The sequence below is a fragment of the Microbacterium algeriense genome, from assembly GCF_008868005.1.
GTDB lineage: Bacteria > Actinomycetota > Actinomycetes > Actinomycetales > Microbacteriaceae > Microbacterium > Microbacterium algeriense.
In genome coordinates this window covers 1,181,351-1,197,767 of sequence record NZ_WAAO01000002.1, presented here as the reverse complement: position 1 = coordinate 1,197,767, position 16,417 = coordinate 1,181,351, and the positions used below count along the sequence as shown (strand labels likewise).

Here is a 16,417-nt window from a genome sequence, read left to right as displayed (position 1 = left end):
GGCCGTCAGGCGGAGCGCACCGTCGCTGCGCGCGCGAGCTCGCGCAGCTCTCCGACCGCGGCGTTGTCGAGACGGGCGCCCGTCAGGGCGCGGTCGGCCTCCCGTGCGTACTCGGCGATCAGGGACTCCACGCGATCGAGGGCGCCGGAGTCGGTGATGGTGGCCTGCAGGAACGACACCTGCTGCGGCGTGAGGTCCGGATCTCCGAGCATCTCGTCCAGGAGGTTGCGCGCCGAGGTGTCGAGGCTCTGCCTGGTGAGGGCGATCAGGACCGTGCGCTTGCCCTCGCGGAGGTCGTCACCCGCGGGCTTGCCGGTCACCGCCGCGTCGCCGAACACGCCGAGCACGTCATCCCGGAGCTGGAACGCCATGCCGATCGGATGCCCGAAGCGCCGCAGCGCCGACAGCTGATCGTCGTCCGCGCCGCTCAGCGAGCCGCCCAGGATCAGCGGCTGCTCGATGCTGTACCGCGCGGATTTGAGGGAGGCGACGCGCAGCGCCCGCTCGGCGTGGGACTGCCCGTCGTTGACGCTCCACGCGGATTCCTCGGCGATGTCGAGGAACTGGCCCGTCGTGACGTCCCGGCGCATCCGCGCGTATTCTGACCGCACGACCCGGGCGTGCGGGTGTCCGTCGAGCGCGGACTCCAGCAGGTCGTCGCTCCAGGCGACGAGCAGGTCGCCGAGGAGGACGGCCGCCGCGCGTCCGAAGGCCTCGGGGTCTCCGGACCAGCCGGCGGAGCGGTGGGATCCCTCCAGCGCCCGGTGCGCGGCGGGGCGACCGCGACGCGTGTCGGAGTTGTCGATCAGATCGTCGTGCACGAGGGCGGCGGACTGGAAGATCTCCAACGCGGTGCAGACGTCCCACAGCGCGTCGGTCTCGGTGGCCGTGCGATCCCGGTATCGGGCGACAGCGCGCCAGCCGGCATGGCAGAACCGGGCCCGGAGCCGCTTGCCTCCGTCGAGCGTGCCGGCCGCGGCCTCGAGGAAGGCGGCGGCATCCGTTCCGTACTCGTGGGATTCCTCGCGCATCCGTCCGAGGAAGCGGGTGAGGCGCGCCGCGACGGCGTCGGGGACGGGGGAGGAGGGCGACACGACTCCCAGCATACGTAAAGCAAGGGGACGCCGAACCGCTAGCCCCGAGCGCCTCTGCGCGCGTAGAATGGAAGGCACGATACCCGAGGGGGACGAAATGCCACTCTCCGAACAGGAGCAGCGTCTGCTCGACGAGATGGAACGCCATCTCCTTCACAATGATGCCGACGTCGTCAGCGCGCCGTCCGGTGATCGCGCATTGAGCTACCGAAACCTCGTCTACGGGGCGCTCCTGCTGCTCGCCGGCGTCGGCGGCCTCGTGGCGGGGGTCATCCTCGGTGGCGTGTGGGGCATCGTCGTCGGTGTCATCGGCTTCGCCGCGATGCTCGCCGGGGTGATGGTCGCCGTCACCCCCGTGCGTCGGTCCAAGCCCGCCGAACCCCGCGAGCGCTCCGCGGCGAAGAAGCACGAGTCCGCGTCCTTCATCGATCGCATGAACGACCGATGGGACCGCCGCCAGGACGGGCACTGACCCGCCACACGCTTTCACGACCGAAGCCCGGATGCTGAGCATCCGGGCTTCTTTCCGTTAACCTCCGTTCCGCCGCGCTCGTCGTGCCCCACGGGCCTCCACCTGCCCTCCACTGGCCCTCCACCTTCCTCCACCGCGGAATTCCGCGGGTCAATGCGGCGTGATCCGGTGAAGAGAGCCAGATCCGTCAGATTCGTCGTAGGAATGTGGAGGAAAGTGGAGTAAAGTGGGGCGCACCTCGAGTTGGCCGGACGCAGAGGGGGTGGTGGCCGATGTTGCTGGGTACGCACTCACCGAAGCTGGACGACAAAGGACGGGTCATCCTTCCTGCGAAGTTCCGCGAGGACCTCGGCGGCGGCATCGTCGTCACCCGAGGCCAGGAGCGCTGCCTCTACGTCTTCAGCACGGCCGAGTTCGAGGCGATGCACGAGCGGATCCGTCAGGCTCCGCTCGCGAACAAGCAGGCGCGTGACTTCATGCGTCTGTTCCTCTCCGGTGCGAGTGCGGAGATGCCCGACAGTCAGAACCGCATCACCATCCCCGCTCACCTGCGTCAATACGCCGGTCTGCAGAAGGAGCTCATCGTCACCGGAGTCGGCGCCCATGCCGAGATCTGGGATGCCGAGAGCTGGAACGCCTACCTCGCCGCCGGCGAGGAGACCTACTCCGAGCTCGAGCAGGAGGTGATTCCGGGACTCTTCTGACCGTGGCTGTGATGCCCCGCCGCTCCCGCCCCGACACACTTCCCCGGTGCCGGGTCGCGAAGCGGAGGGGGATCAGAGCCCACGGTCACCCCGAGAAAGATCATGAACCTCCGCGACATCCACACCCCCGTCCTGCTCGACCGCTGCGTCGAGCTGCTCGCTCCCGCCCTGCAGGCGGACGGAGCCGTGCTCGTCGATGCCACCCTCGGCATGGGAGGCCACTCGGAGGCCCTTCTCGAGCGCTTTCCGAACATCCGGCTGATCGGCCTCGACCGTGACACCGACGCGCTGCGCATCGCGGGGGAGCGGCTCGCCCGCTTCCGCGATCGCATCACCCTCGTCCACGCCGTGTACGACGAGATCGGCCTGCACGCGCAGGGCGCGGCCGGCATCCTCTTCGACCTCGGCGTCTCGTCTCTCCAGCTCGACGAGGCGGACCGAGGATTCGCCTACTCCAAGGACGCTCCGCTCGACATGCGGATGGACCAGACGAAGGGCATCACCGCCGCCGACGTGGTCGCCACGTACAGCGAGGGCAACCTGCGACGCATCTTCGAGCGCTACGGCGAGGAGAAGCTCGCCGGCCGCTACGCGCGCTTCATCATCGAGGCGCGGCAGAAGCAGCCGATCACCCGCTCCGGCGAGCTGGTCGAGATCCTCATCGCCGCGACGCCCGCTGCCGCCCAGCGCGCCGGCCACCCCGCCAAGCGCGTGTTCCAGGCGCTGCGCATCGAGGTGAACGCCGAGCTCAACGTGCTCGCCGATGCCATCCCCTCGGCGATGGACGCGCTCGGCGTCGGCGGTCGCATCGTCGTGATGTCGTACCAGTCGCTGGAGGACCGTCTGGTCAAGCAGGCGTTCGCCGCCGCTGCGGCCTCCACTGCTCCGTCCGGTCTCCCGGTCGAGCTCCCCGAACACGCCCCGCGGTTCCGCATCCTCACCAAGGGAGCGGAACTGGCCGATGACGACGAACGCGCACGGAACCCCCGTGCGATCCCGGTGCGACTGCGCGCCGCCGAGAAACTGCGGGAGAGCGCATGAGCCTGAATGCCGTCGTCCGCAAGCCGGCGCAGCCGGTCGCCCCCGCGCGCGAGCCCGAGCGGAGGCTGCGACCCGTCGAGCGTCCGTCGACACGCCGCAAGCCGAAGCTCGCCTACGCCCTGGTGGCGCTCGGCGGAGCGCTGGCCATCGGGGCCGCGCAGGTCGCCCTGTCGCTCGCCATCACGCAGGACTCGTTCACGCTCGCGGGGCTCTCCTCGCAGCAGCGCGACCTGAGCCTGCACACGCATGCGCTCCAGGAGGAGCTGACCGGCGTCAGCTCCCCGCAGGTGCTCGCGAGCAGCGCGGCGGGACTGGGCATGGTCGTCGCAGGCGCCCCGTCCTACCTGCGCCTCAGCGACGGCGCGGTGTTCGGCACCGGGGCCGGTGCCGACTGGACGTCGACGGTGAACCCCGACGGCGCCGGTGCGGTCAGCAACGCCCTGATCGTCGATCCGCCGCCGCCCGCGGACACCACCGATGACGGCACGACGCCGCCCCCGACGCAGGAGCTCCCGCCGGCCATCACCGACGGACTCCCGAGCCCGACCACGCACTGACCGCTTACCACCGACGGAGAGATCCCATGACGACACGAGCCACCCGCGGACCGCGGCGACGCACCGTCGTCGCCCTCGCCGTCATCCTGTCCGTGCTGGTGGCCTTCGTGGTCCGCCTGGTGGACATCCAGGTCGTCAGCGCCGACGAGCACGTCTCGCAATCGCTCACGAAGATCGGAGCCGGAGACACGATCCCGGGACAGCGGGGAGCGATCGTCGACGCGGGAGGGTCGGTCCTCGCCTCCAGCGTGATGGTCTACGACGCGCAGCTGAGCCCGCTCGTGATCACCCAGCTCGAGGAGAAGGATCCGAAGCTGCCCTGGGCGGAGGCCTCCGACAAGATCGCGGCGATCACCGGGCAGACCGGCGACGACGTGCGCACCATGGTGGCCGACGCCCTCGCGGTCGACGCCAAGAGCCAGTACGTGCTGCTGAAGCGGTCGCTCAGCACGGATCAGTACATCGCGCTCAAGGAGCTGAAGCTCGCCTACCTGCACTTCGACTCCCGCGAGACCCGCGTGTACCCCAACGGCGCCGTCGCCGGCAACATCCTCGGCTTCCTGGACAGCTCCGGCTCGGCGCAGGCCGGCATCGAGCAGATGGGGCAGGAGTGCCTCGCGCCGACCGACGGCGAGGAGTCGTACCGCACCGGTGCCAACGGCGTCGTCATCCCCGGCAGCGAACGGACCGTCCCGGCCGTCAACGGCGGCTCCGTGCAGCTCACGATCAACAGCGACCTCAACTGGTACCTGCAGCAGATGATCGCCGAGGAGGCGCAGGCGCAGGGAGCCAAGGCGGGCACCGTCACCGTGGTCGAGGTGAAGACCGGGAAGATCCGCGCCGCCGCCGAGTGGCCCGCGCTCGACCCCAACGATCTCGATGCCTCGACGCCGGAGACCAGGGCCAGCCAGATCTTCCACCGCGACTTCGAGCCCGGCTCGACGTTCAAGGCCATCACCGCCGCCGCCGCGATCGAAGGGGCCGGGCTGACGCCGCTGAGCACCGTCAGCGCCGCCTCGCGCGAGACCTTCCCGAACGGCGCCGTCATCAACGACGCCTTCACCCACCCCGCATACAACTACACCCTCGCCGGCGGCCTCATCGACTCGTCCAACGTCGCACTGTCGAAGTTCGGCACGATGGTGAGCCCCGACGTCCGCTACGACTACCTGGAGCGCTTCGGCGTGGGGCAGAAGGTCCTGGACTTCCCGTCCGAGGTGAGCGGCATCCTGCACCCGGTCAAGGACTGGGATGCGCAGTCGCTCTACACGACGACCTTCGGCCAGTACTACACCGTCACCGCCGCGCAGCTCGCCGGCGCCTACCAGGCGATCGCGAACGGCGGCGAGAAGATCGACCTCTCCCTCGTCGAGTCGTGCACGGCCGCGGACGGCACCGTCGTCGACTCGGCCGCCCCGAAGCACGAGCGGATCATCAAGGAGCAGACCGCAGCCGAGCTCACACGCATGCTCGAGAACGTCGCGGTGCAGGGCGGCAACGCCGATCGGATCCAGGTCCCCGGCTACCGCGTGACCAGCAAGACCGGAACCGCTCAGGTGGCCGACGAGGTCAACGGCGGCTACAAGGCCGGCGTGTACTACACCAGCATGGTGGGCTTCGCTCCGGTCGACGATCCGCAGTACGTCGTCGTGGTCACCCTCGACGAGCCGACTAAGGTTGTATCGTCCGCGGCCACCGCACCCGCCTTCCAGAAGGCGATGACGCAGGTGATGAAAACGTATCGCGTGATGCCGTCCACTGTCCCGATGGACGAGCTCCTTCCCAAGTTCGGATAGACGGCGCGAGCCGCGCCTGGAGATGACATGATCGCCCTGACGCTCGCCCAGATCGCCGCCGCCGTCGGCGGTGATCTGCGTGTGGCCGGAGAAGACACGGCCGAGACCGTGGTCGACGGGATCGTCGACACCGACTCCCGCACCATGACCCCCGGCTCGATATTCGTGGCGAAGCCCGGCGCCGAGACGGACGGCCACCGTTTCGTCGGCGCGGCCGTCGCGGCCGGCGCTGCCCTCGCGATCGTCGAGCACCCCGTGGACGTCGCCGTCAGCCAGATCGTCGTCCCCGACGCCGTCGCGGCTCTCGGCGCCCTCGCCAAGGAGGTCGTCGCCCGCGTGCGCGCCGGTGGCGAGCTGCGGATCGTGGGCATCACCGGGTCGAACGGCAAGACCACGACCAAGAACTTCCTCGCGCGCATCCTCGAAGGCGAGGGCGAGACCGTGGCTCCGATCAAGTCCTTCAACAACGAGGTCGGAGCACCCGTCACGATGCTCCGCGTGACCGAGCGCACCCGGTTCCTGGTGAGCGAGTTCGGCGCGGCCGCGCCGGGCAGCATCGCGCACCTCGCCGGTCTCGTCGAGCCGGACATCGCGGTTGTGCTGATGGTCGGCATGGCCCACGCCGGAGGCTTCGGCGGGATCGAGGCGACCGCGAAGGCGAAGGCCGAGCTCGTCGCGGCGGCGCGGGTTCCCGGCACCGCCGTGCTCAACGTCGACGACGCCCGGGTCGCCGCCATGCGGGAGCTGGCCGAGCAGCGCGGTCTGCGCGTGGTCGGCTTCGGCCAGGGCCCCAGCGCCGACGTGCGCGCGCACGACATCCAGGTCTCCGCGTCCGGCACCTCCTGCGTGATCGAGGTGGTGGGGGAGCGGCTGCCGCTGCGCCTGCGCGTCCTCGGCGCACACCATGTCTCGAACGCCCTGGCCGCGATCGCCTCCGCCTTCGTGCTCGGTGTCGCTCCCGCGGACGCGATCGCCCGGCTCGAGACGGTCGAGATCGCGGAGCGGTGGCGCATGCAGCCATTGGGCAACGACCGGGTCCGGATCATCAACGACGCCTACAACGCCAGCCCCGACTCGATGGCGGCCGCTCTGCGCACGCTCGCGCAGATCACCGGCCCGGACGAGCGCACCGTCGCCGTCCTCGGCGCCATGAACGAGCTCGGCGAGAGCGCGGGCGAGGAGCACGACCGGATCGGCCTGCTCGCCGTCCGACTGAACATCCAGCGCATCGTGGTGGTCGGCCCTGAGGCGCGGCGGCTCTACCTGGCTGCGGTCGGCGAAGGCTCCTGGAACAGCGAGGCCGTGCATCTGCCCGACCAGGACGCGGCCTTCGAGTACCTGCGCACCGAGCTCCGCGACGGCGACCGCGTGCTCGTGAAGTCATCCAACTCCGTGGGCCTGCGGCATCTCGGCGATCGTCTGGGAGAATTGTTCTCGTGAGGTCACTCATCATGGCGGCGGCCATCTCGCTCGCCTTCACTCTCTTCCTGACCCCCGTCTTCCTCCGGCTCTTCCGGAAGTGGGGCTGGGGGCAGGTCATCCGCACCCCGGAGTCCGTCCACAACCCGAGCCATGAGGCGAAGCGCGGCACCCCGACCATGGGCGGCGTGATCTTCATCGTCGGCTCGATCGTCGGCTACTTCACCGGCGTCTTCGTCAGCGGTCAGGTGCCGGCGCTCTCGGCGATCCTCGTGATCTGGCTCATGGTCGGCTTCGGCGCCGTCGGCTTCATCGACGACTACATGAAGGTGCGCAGCCAGCGCAGCCTCGGACTGTCCGGCTGGCGCAAGATCATCGGCCAGCTGATCGTGGTGATCCCGTTCGGGATCGTCGCGCTGAACTTCCCGAACAAGTGGGGGCAGACGCCCGCGAGCGCCTCGATCTCGCTGTTCCGGGACATCACCTGGCTCAATCTCTTCGCGTTCGGCGTGATCCTCGGCTGGATCCTGTACCTGGCGTGGATCTCGATCATCGGCGTCGCGACGTCGAACAGCGTGAACCTCACCGACGGCCTGGACGGACTCGCCGCCGGCGCAGGCGTCCTCGTCGTCGGCGCCTACAGCCTCATCGCGTTCTGGCAGTTCAAACAGCCGTGCATCGGCGGAGACACCGACGCCATCGGCGGCTGCTACGAGGTCCGCGACCCGTTCAACCTCGCGATCATCGCTGCCTCCTTCGCCGCCAGCCTCATCGGCTTCCTGTGGTGGAACGCGCCCAAGGCGAAGGTCTTCATGGGCGACGTGGGCTCGATGGCGATCGGCGGTGTGATCACGGCGATGGCGATCCTCACCCGCACCGAGCTCCTGCTTCTCGTCATCGCGGGTGTCTTCGTGCTGTCCTCCGGCTCCGTCATCCTGCAGCGCGCCTACTTCAAGATCACACGCGGCAAGCGTCTATTCCTGATGAGTCCGTTCCACCACCACCTCGAGATGCGCGGCTGGTCCGAGGTCACGATCGTCGTGCGCATGTGGATCATCGCCGGGCTCCTCGCGGTGTCCGCCGTCGGGCTCTTCTACGTGGAGTGGCTGACCCGTGTCGGCTGAGCGCCTCGCCGGACTGACGAGCTGGAACGCGGACTGGCGCGGCCTGCGCGTCGCCGTGCTCGGGCTGTCGATGACCGGGTTCTCGGTGGCCGACACGCTGACCGAGCTCGGAGCCGACGTCCTCGTGCTGAGCGAATCGGCCGAGCAGGAGTACGAGCGGCTGCTGCCGGTGATCGGCGCACGACTCGAGCTCGGGTCCCTCGCCGAGGTGCCGGCTGTCCTGCAGGAGTTCGACCCCGAGGTGGTGATCGCGTCTCCGGGGTTCTCGCCCTCGCACCCGATCATCCGCTGGACGCAGGACTCCGGGATCGCGCTGTGGGGCGACGTGGAACTCGCCTGGCGCGTCCGCGACAAGGTCGTGCGGGCTGACGGGACACCGGCGGACTGGGTGCTCATCACCGGGACGAACGGCAAGACGACGACGACCCAGCTGACCGCCACCCTGCTCGTCGAGGGAGGACTGCGTGCAGCCCCGTGCGGCAACATCGGCGTCCCGGTGCTCGATGCCGTGCGCGACCCTGAGGGCTTCGACGTGCTCGTCGTCGAGCTGTCCAGTCATCAGCTCTGGTATCTCGGTCTGTCGCAGCCGGAAGGCGAGCTCTCCCCGTACTCGGCCGTGTGCCTGAACCTGGCCGACGACCACCTCGTCTGGCATGGGAGCGCGCAGGCGTACCGCGACGCGAAGGCGCTGGTCTACCGGAACACCCGTGTCGCGTGCGTCTACAACAAGTCCGATGAGGCGACAAGGCGGATGGTCGAGGAGGCGGAGGTCGTCGAAGGCGCGCGCGCGATCGGCTTCGACCTCGGCATCCCCGGCCCGAGCGACATCGGCGTCGTCGAGGGACTGATCGTGGACCGCGCGTTCCTGGACGACCGCGCGCGGAGCGCTCTCGAGCTCACGACCGTCGCCGACCTCGACGCCGCGGGCCTCGCCGCCCCGCACATCGTGCAGAACATCCTCGCCGCCAGTGCCCTCGCCCGCTCGCTCGGCGTCGAGCCGGAGGCGATCCACACCGCGCTGCAGTCCTTCCACCTGGACGCGCACCGCATCGAGATCGTGGCCAGGCATGCCGGCATCACCTGGGTGGACGACTCCAAGGCCACGAACCCGCACGCCGCGGCCTCGTCGCTGCGCGCCTACCCCGGTGCGGTGTGGGTGGTCGGCGGCGACCTGAAGGGCGTCGACATCGCCGAGCTGGTCGCGGATGCCGGACGCACCGCGCGCGCCGCCGTCGTGATCGGCGTCGAACGCGCCGCCGTCGTGACGGCATTCCGGCGACACGCGCCCGCGGTGCCGGTGTTCGAGGTCGATGCTGGCGACACTGGACAGGTCATGAACCGTGTCGTGGAGATCGCGGCGGGGATCGTCGACGACGAGGGAACAGTTCTGCTGGCCCCGGCGGCGGCATCCTTCGATCAGTTCTCCAGCTACGCGGATCGGGGTCATCGCTTCGCCGAGGCGGTGCGGAACTGGATAGACCGGGGGAGCGCCGATGACGCAGGTGTCCCGCCCTCCGCGCTCTGAGTCCGGGGGCCTCGCGGCTCGGGTCTCGCTCGGGCGCCGGTTCACACCGGTGTCGACCGAGTTCCTGCTGATCGCGTCGACCGCCCTGCTGCTCACACTCTTCGGGCTCGTCATGGTGCTCTCCGCCACGAGCGCCACCGCCGTCGCCCGCGGCGAGAACCCCATGGACGGTGCGCTGCGCCAGGGCGTGTTCGCCCTGCTCGGCATCCCGCTGATGTTCCTGATCAGCCGCATGCCGGTCGCCTTCCTCAAGAAGATGGCCTGGCCCGCCCTGTTCGGAGCCGTCGCGCTGCAGCTGCTCGTGTTCACCCCGCTCGGCATCGAGGACGGCGGCAACCGGAACTGGATCAAGGTCGCCGGCTTCACCCTCCAGCCCTCCGAGTTCCTCAAGCTCGCCCTCGCCCTGTGGATCGCCGCTGTGCTGCTGCGCAAGCAGGCCATGCTCGGCACCTGGCACCACGTCTTCATCCCCGTCGTGCCGGTCGGCGCGCTCGCGATCGGCACCGTCCTCGCCGGAAAGGACCTCGGCACCGCGATGGTGCTGGTGCTCATCCTGCTCGGCTGCCTCTTCTTCTCCGGCGTCAAGCTGCGGCTGTTCATCCTGCCGCTCATCCTCGGCGTCATCGCGGTGCTGGGCTACGCGCTGTCCAGCGAGGACCGGATGCGACGCATCACCGCGACGTGCGACAACATGGCGCTGTACGACACCGACTGCTATCAGTCGATCCACGGCATCTGGGGCATGGCTTCCGGCGGAATCTTCGGGCTCGGTCTCGGGAACTCGCAGGAGAAGTACGGGTGGCTCCCCGCAGCGGGCAACGACTTCATCTTCGCGATCGTCGGCGAAGAGCTCGGTCTGATCGGGTGCATCGTGGTGCTCGCCCTCTTCACCTTCTTCACGGTCGGAGCGTTCCACGTCATCCGGAAGACCCCGGACCCCTTCATCCGCGTCGCCGCCGGCGGAATCACCGTGTGGATCGTCGGCCAGGCGGTCATGAACATCGGCGTCGTCATCGGCGTCTTCCCGGTGATGGGTGTTCCGCTCCCGTTCATGTCCCAGGGGGGGACGGCACTGCTCGCCGTGCTCATCGCGTGCGGCGTCCTCCTGGCGTTCGCACGGACGATCCCCGTCACCGAGAAGCAGTCAGCCGAGCGGGGTAGGGTCGCCAGGTGACCTCGTACCTCCTCGCCGGCGGTGGCACCGCCGGCCATGTGAACCCCCTGCTCGCCGTCGCGGATGCTCTTCGAGAACGCGACGCCGACGCGACCCTCCTTGTGCTCGGCACCGCGGAGGGGCTCGAGTCCCGTCTCGTCCCCGAACGCGGCTACGAGCTGCTGATCGTCGACAAGGTGCCGTTCCCGCGACGGCCGAACCGCCAGGCCCTCGCCTTCCCCGCGCGATTCCGCCGCGCCGTCGCCCAGGTGCGAGAGCACATCCGGCGGCACGGGGTCGACGTGGTCGTCGGCTTCGGGGGCTATGCCTCGGCTCCCGCCTATGTGGCGGCACGTCGCGAGGGTGTGCCCTTCGTGGTGCACGAGGCCAATGCGAAGCCGGGACTGGCGAACGTGCTGGGCGCTCGGCGGGCGTCGGCCGTCGGCGTGGCTTTCGCCGGCACCCCGCTCCGGTCCGGCGAGGTGGTCGGCATGCCGCTGCGTCGCGAGGTGATCGCGCTCGACCGTGCCGCATCGCGCGCCGAGGCCGCGGCGCACTTCGGTCTCGACGCCGAGCGTCCCGTGCTGCTCGTGTTCGGCGGCTCGCTGGGTGCTCAGCGACTCAACGACGCCTTCCGCGACTCCTGGCAGGACGTGCTCGCGGCCGGCTGGCAGCTCCTGCACGTGACGGGGGAGCGGAGCGATCTCGCCGACCCTGGCGTCGAGGGGTACACGATGCGCCGCTACGTCGACCGCATGGACCTGGCGTTCGCCCTCGCGAACCTGATCGTCTCGCGCTCCGGGGCTGCGACCGTGAGCGAGATCAGCGCTCTCGGCATCCCCGCCCTGTATGTGCCCTACTCCGTCGGCAACGGCGAGCAGCGTCTGAACGCCAGCTCAGCCGTTGCCGCCGGGGCGGCCGAACTGCTCGACGACGCGACCTTCGATGGCGACGCGGTGCGCCGCATCGTGGTCCCGCTCCTGGGCGACGACGAGCGGATCGCGCGGATGGCGGCCGCCGCGGAGAACGCCGGCACCCGCACCGGAACCGAGAACGTGATCGCGCTCATCGACCGCGCGCTCGTCACGGCCTGACGCGGTCGATCGAGACCGAAGAAAAGTAGACTGAAGCGGACATGATCAGACCCGACCTCTCCCTCCCCATCCCCGAGACGATCACCTCCGCGCACTTCATCGGCATCGGCGGTTCCGGCATGAGCGGACTCGCGAAGATGTTCCTCGACGCGGGGATCCGCGTCTCGGGCAGCGATCGCGCAGACAGCGACAACCTGCGTGCGCTGGCCGCCGCCGGAGCCACCGTGCACGTGGGACACGACGCCGCCCACCTCGGCGACGCCGACACCGTCGTGCACACGGGCGCGATCTGGCCGGAGAACCCGGAGTTCGTGACCGCGAAGGCCCGAGGCCTGCACGTGATCCACCGCTCCCAGGCACTGCACTGGCTGATCGGCTCGCGCCGTCTCGTCTCGGTCGCCGGTGCGCACGGAAAGACCACCTCGACGGGGATGATCGTCACGGCCCTGCGCGAGCTCGGCGCCGACCCGCACTTCGTCAACGGCGGTGTCATCGAACAGCTCGGCACGTCCAGCGGGACCGGCACGGGAGATCTCTTCGTCGTCGAGGCCGACGAGTCGGACGGCACGTTCCTGCTGTACGACACGGCAGTCGCGCTGATCACGAACGTCGACCCCGACCACCTCGACCACTACGGCTCGGACGAGGCGTTCCACGACGCGTTCGTGCGGTTCGCCGACGCCGCGACCGAGGCGGTGGTCATCTCCAGCGATGACGCCGGAGCGCTCCGCGTCGGCGCCGGGCTCTCGCACCCGAACGTGATCACGTTCGGTCAGGCCGAGGGCGCTGACCTGCGCGTCACCGACATCGTCACGACCGGGCCGGTCGCCGCGACCCTCACCCACGGCGGGGAGCAGGTGCGCATGCAGCTCGCTGTGCCGGGCGTGCACAACGCGATCAACGCCGCAGGGGCCGTCGCCGTGCTGCGGGCGCTCGGCTACCCGCTGGTCGACGCCGTTCGGGGCGTCGAGGGCTTCGCCGGCACGGTCCGACGCCTCGAGCAGCACGGGATCGCGCGCGGCGTGACGGTGTACGACGACTACTCGCACCACCCCACCGAGGTCCGCGCCGCGCTCGAGGCGATGCGCAGCATCGCCGGGACCGGACGGGTCATCGCGATCCAGCAGCCGCACACCTATTCGCGCACGCAGCACATGTACCAGGAGTTCGCCGACGTGCTCGAGGAGTTCGCGGACCACACCGTGATGCTCGATGTCTACGGCGCCAGGGAGGACCCGGTGCCCGGAGTCACGGGTGAGCTGGTGAGCGGCGCCTTCCGCGACCCCTCCCATGTGCACTACGTGCCGGACTGGCAGCAGGCGGCCGACTACACCGCAGAAGTCGCCAGGGACGGCGACTTCGTCGTGACCCTGGGCTGCGGCAACGTGTATCAGATCATCCCGCAGGTCCTCGAGTCGCTGCGTCGGACAGACGGGGCGTAGCCGATGCGCCGGCCCGCACCGCTTCCGTCGTCCCCGGAGGGCAGGGGGAAGCAGGATGCCGCGCAGGACACGAGGGCGCGCCGGGTGCGCGGCGACGTCGGGGATGCCGATGACGCCCCGCGGTCCGTCGCTTCGCTCGCTGCGGATCCGTCGCTCGAGGGCACAGCCGCCGACGACGCCACCGACCGGGAGCCGCAGCCGACCTCCACGCGTGACGTCTGGCGTGCAGCGCGAGCGCGGCGCAAGGCGCTGCGTGCCGAGATCCGGCGCTTCACGCAGCGATCCCGACGCCGGCGCATCATCTGGTCGAGCGCCATCGGCGCCATCGTCCTGCTGATCGGCGGCAGTGTCGCCGCGGCCTACAGCCCTCTCTTCGCGGTGCAGAAGATCACGGTGGCCGGAGCCAGCACGCTCGACCCGACCGCGATCGAGGCCGCCCTCGGGGACCAGCTCGGCACGCCGCTGGCGCTCGTCGACACCAGCAAGGTGAAGGCCGCGCTGCTGGCGTTCCCCCTCATCGAGACCTACGCGCTCGAGGCGCGCCCGCCGCACGACCTCACGGTGCGCATCGTGGAGCGGACACCGGTCGGGGTGATCCGCTCCGAGGCCGGGTACACGCTGGTCGATGCCGCCGGTGTCGCGCTCTCGACGACGGCCGACCAGCCGGCGGGACAGCCTCTGATCGATGTGCCGGGCGGGGTCGACTCCACCGCGTTCCGCACGGCGGGGCTGGTGGTGCGGTCGCTCCCCGCCGATGTCCGCGGAGCGCTGACGGGCGTCCGGGCGACCACGGCGGACGACGTCACCCTGACTCTCAACACGGGGATGACGGTGGTCTGGGGGAGCGCCGAGGAATCGGCGCTCAAGGCGGTGACCCTCTCCGCGACGATGATCGCGCACCCCGATGCGGGGTCGATCGACGTGACCTCCCCCGACGTTGCCGTCGTCGGCTGACGGCTTTCGCGGGGAATGGCGCGACACGCCCAGATGGTTGCGCGTCCGCGGGCGGGCGGCGCTTACCTTCGATCAAGAGAACGCAATACCGGGAAATACTTTACACCTCTAGTTGAGGTTTAAGGTTCACCCCCTTCCAGGCTCGAATAATCGGAGGCCGGCCATGAGCCAGAACCAGAACTACCTCGCCGTGATCAAGGTCGTCGGCGTCGGCGGTGGCGGCGTCAACGCCGTCAACCGCATGATCGATCTCGGTCTCCGTGGAGTCGAGTTCATCGCTGTCAACACCGACGCCCAGGCGCTGCTCATGAGCGACGCCGACGTCAAGCTCGACGTGGGCCGCGAGCTCACGCGCGGACTCGGAGCGGGGGCCGACCCCGAGGTGGGCCGTCGCGCTGCGGAGGACCACGCCGAGGAGATCGAGCAGGCCCTCACCGGCGCCGACATGGTCTTCGTGACCGCGGGCGAAGGCGGCGGAACGGGTACCGGTGGCGCACCCGTGGTCGCCCGCATCGCGAAGTCGATCGGCGCGCTCACGATCGGTGTCGTCACGAAGCCGTTCTCGTTCGAGGGACGTCGCCGCCAGAGCCAGGCCGAGGCGGGCGTCGCGAAGCTCAAAGAAGAGGTCGACACCCTCATCGTGGTGCCGAACGACCGTCTCCTCGAGATCAGCGACCGCGGCATCTCGATGATCGAGGCGTTCGCGACCGCCGACCAGGTGCTCCTCGCCGGTGTGCAGGGCATCACCGACCTCATCACCACGCCCGGTCTGATCAACCTCGACTTCGCGGACGTGAAGTCCGTCATGCAGGGGGCGGGCTCCGCGCTCATGGGCATCGGATCGGCGCGCGGCGCCGACCGTGCGATCAAGGCCGCCGAGCTGGCGGTCGAGTCGCCGCTGCTGGAAGCGTCGATCGAGGGCGCGCACGGCGTGCTGCTGTCGATCCAGGGTGGGTCGAACCTCGGCATCTTCGAGATCCACGACGCGGCCGACCTCGTCAAGGAGGCTGCGCACCCCGAGGCGAACATCATCTTCGGTACCGTCATCGACGACACGCTCGGCGATGAGGTGCGCGTCACGGTGATCGCGGCCGGCTTCGACGGCGGGGAGCCCTCCCTGCGCCTCGACCCGATGGTGGTCTCCCGTCCGTCCACCGCGAGCCTTCCCGAGGTCGCCCTCCCCGAGGAGTCCGAGCCCGCCGCGAAGAGCGCGCCGGCCGAGCCCGCGCAGCCCCAGCAGCAGCGTGTTCCGGCCACGAGCATCGAGCCGGCGTTCGCGGACGACGACATCGACATCCCCGAATTCCTGAAGTGACCTCACCGGTCGGCGTCCCGGCGCCATCGGACCTGGCCGCGCGGCTGTCGGCGATCGACGAACGGATCGCCGAAGCCGCGCGGGCCGCCGGTCGTTCACCGGCTGAGATCACGCGCATCGTCGTGACGAAGTTCCACCCGGCCTCCCTCGTGCGTGATCTCCATGCGCTCGGTGTGCGGGAGGTGGGGGAGAACCGTCAGCAGGAGCTCTCCGCCAAGGTCGACGAGCTCCGGGAACTCGACCTCCGCTGGCACTTCATCGGCCAGGGGCAGACCAACAAGGCCGGTGCGATCCGTCGCAGCGCCGACGTCGTGCACTCGGTAGACAGGGAGCGCTTCGCCGACGCGTTGCATCGTGCGGGTGCCGACGGCGACGACGTGCTGGACGTCCTGGTGCAGGTCAACCTCACCGAAGACCCCGCTCGTGGTGGCGTCGCCCCGTCCGAGGCCGCCGCCCTCGCCGAGCACGTGCTCGCCCTGCCCTCCCTGAGACTGCGCGGTGTCATGGCGGTCGCTCCTCTGGAGGAGGAGCCGGCCGCAGCCTTCGCGCGGCTCCGCGTCGTCTCGGAGAGCGTCCGCTCCCTCGAGCCGGATGCGACCTGGATCTCCGCCGGCATGACCGGCGACTTCGTCGAGGCGATCGCCATCGGCGCGACACACCTGCGGATCGGCTCCGCAATCACCGGCCCCCGGCCAGACCGGGGTTAACCTGTGAAAAGACCAGCCCG

15 protein-coding genes are annotated in these 16,417 nt (G+C 69.8%); 14 read left to right on the top strand and 1 reads right to left on the bottom strand.

Annotated features, from left to right (window positions below):
* Positions 1 to 5: 5 nt before the first annotated feature.
* The gene (locus F6A08_RS13400; protein ID WP_192576765.1) at positions 6 to 1,094 is read right to left on the bottom strand and encodes a polyprenyl synthetase family protein; all 1,089 of its coding nucleotides are present in this window, start codon (positions 1,092 to 1,094) and stop codon (positions 6 to 8) included.
* A 97-nt stretch (positions 1,095 to 1,191) separates the two neighbouring features.
* On the opposite strand from F6A08_RS13400, the gene F6A08_RS13395 reads away from it, so the two are divergent.
* The 14 genes from F6A08_RS13395 (at position 1,192) to F6A08_RS13330 (ending at position 16,397) form a co-directional block, all read left to right on the top strand.
* On the top strand, positions 1,192 to 1,566 hold the full coding sequence (locus F6A08_RS13395; RefSeq protein WP_151459665.1) for a DUF3040 domain-containing protein: 375 nt from the start codon (positions 1,192 to 1,194) through the stop codon (positions 1,564 to 1,566).
* A gap of 272 nt (positions 1,567 to 1,838) precedes the next feature.
* On the top strand, positions 1,839 to 2,270 hold the full coding sequence (gene mraZ / locus F6A08_RS13390; protein WP_017202852.1) for a division/cell wall cluster transcriptional repressor MraZ: 432 nt from the start codon (positions 1,839 to 1,841) through the stop codon (positions 2,268 to 2,270).
* Between the two features lie 102 nt (positions 2,271 to 2,372).
* Positions 2,373 to 3,311, top strand: coding sequence for a 16S rRNA (cytosine(1402)-N(4))-methyltransferase RsmH (gene rsmH / locus F6A08_RS13385; RefSeq protein WP_151459664.1), 939 nt, complete (start codon positions 2,373 to 2,375; stop codon positions 3,309 to 3,311).
* Positions 3,308 to 3,868 carry a cell division protein FtsL gene (ftsL, locus tag F6A08_RS13380; RefSeq protein ID WP_124895761.1) on the top strand — a complete coding sequence of 187 codons (561 nt, stop codon included), beginning with the start codon at positions 3,308 to 3,310 and terminating at the stop codon, positions 3,866 to 3,868. Before rsmH ends, ftsL begins: the two co-directional genes overlap by 4 nt.
* A gap of 26 nt (positions 3,869 to 3,894) precedes the next feature.
* Complete coding sequence (locus F6A08_RS13375) at positions 3,895 to 5,664, top strand: peptidoglycan D,D-transpeptidase FtsI family protein (protein WP_151459663.1); 1,770 nt, start codon at positions 3,895 to 3,897, stop codon at positions 5,662 to 5,664.
* A 27-nt stretch (positions 5,665 to 5,691) separates the two neighbouring features.
* Positions 5,692 to 7,104 (top strand): UDP-N-acetylmuramoyl-tripeptide--D-alanyl-D-alanine ligase, encoded by a 1,413-nt coding sequence (locus F6A08_RS13370; RefSeq protein WP_151459662.1) that lies wholly within the window; start codon positions 5,692 to 5,694, stop codon positions 7,102 to 7,104.
* Positions 7,101 to 8,207, top strand: coding sequence for a phospho-N-acetylmuramoyl-pentapeptide-transferase (gene mraY, locus F6A08_RS13365; RefSeq protein WP_026049810.1), 1,107 nt, complete (start codon positions 7,101 to 7,103; stop codon positions 8,205 to 8,207). Before F6A08_RS13370 ends, mraY begins: the two co-directional genes overlap by 4 nt.
* Positions 8,197 to 9,732 (top strand): UDP-N-acetylmuramoyl-L-alanine--D-glutamate ligase, encoded by a 1,536-nt coding sequence (murD, locus tag F6A08_RS13360; protein ID WP_124895757.1) that lies wholly within the window; start codon positions 8,197 to 8,199, stop codon positions 9,730 to 9,732. Before mraY ends, murD begins: the two co-directional genes overlap by 11 nt.
* Positions 9,701 to 10,906 (top strand): putative lipid II flippase FtsW, encoded by a 1,206-nt coding sequence (gene ftsW / locus F6A08_RS13355; protein WP_017202845.1) that lies wholly within the window; start codon positions 9,701 to 9,703, stop codon positions 10,904 to 10,906. The genes murD and ftsW overlap by 32 nt, the downstream gene beginning before the upstream one ends.
* Positions 10,903 to 11,979: a UDP-N-acetylglucosamine--N-acetylmuramyl-(pentapeptide) pyrophosphoryl-undecaprenol N-acetylglucosamine transferase gene (locus F6A08_RS13350; RefSeq protein WP_017202844.1), complete on the top strand. Its 1,077-nt coding sequence runs from the start codon at positions 10,903 to 10,905 to the stop codon at positions 11,977 to 11,979. The genes ftsW and F6A08_RS13350 overlap by 4 nt, the downstream gene beginning before the upstream one ends.
* 41 nt (positions 11,980 to 12,020) lie before the next feature.
* The gene (murC, locus tag F6A08_RS13345) at positions 12,021 to 13,421 is read left to right on the top strand and encodes a UDP-N-acetylmuramate--L-alanine ligase (RefSeq protein WP_151459661.1); all 1,401 of its coding nucleotides are present in this window, start codon (positions 12,021 to 12,023) and stop codon (positions 13,419 to 13,421) included.
* A 3-nt stretch (positions 13,422 to 13,424) separates the two neighbouring features.
* Positions 13,425 to 14,375, top strand: a complete 951-nt coding sequence (locus F6A08_RS13340) for a cell division protein FtsQ/DivIB (protein ID WP_151459660.1) — start codon at positions 13,425 to 13,427, stop codon at positions 14,373 to 14,375.
* A 163-nt stretch (positions 14,376 to 14,538) separates the two neighbouring features.
* Positions 14,539 to 15,690 (top strand): cell division protein FtsZ, encoded by a 1,152-nt coding sequence (ftsZ, locus tag F6A08_RS13335; protein ID WP_017202841.1) that lies wholly within the window; start codon positions 14,539 to 14,541, stop codon positions 15,688 to 15,690.
* Complete coding sequence (locus F6A08_RS13330) at positions 15,687 to 16,397, top strand: YggS family pyridoxal phosphate-dependent enzyme (RefSeq protein ID WP_124895753.1); 711 nt, start codon at positions 15,687 to 15,689, stop codon at positions 16,395 to 16,397. The genes ftsZ and F6A08_RS13330 overlap by 4 nt, the downstream gene beginning before the upstream one ends.
* Positions 16,398 to 16,417 lie beyond the last annotated feature (20 nt).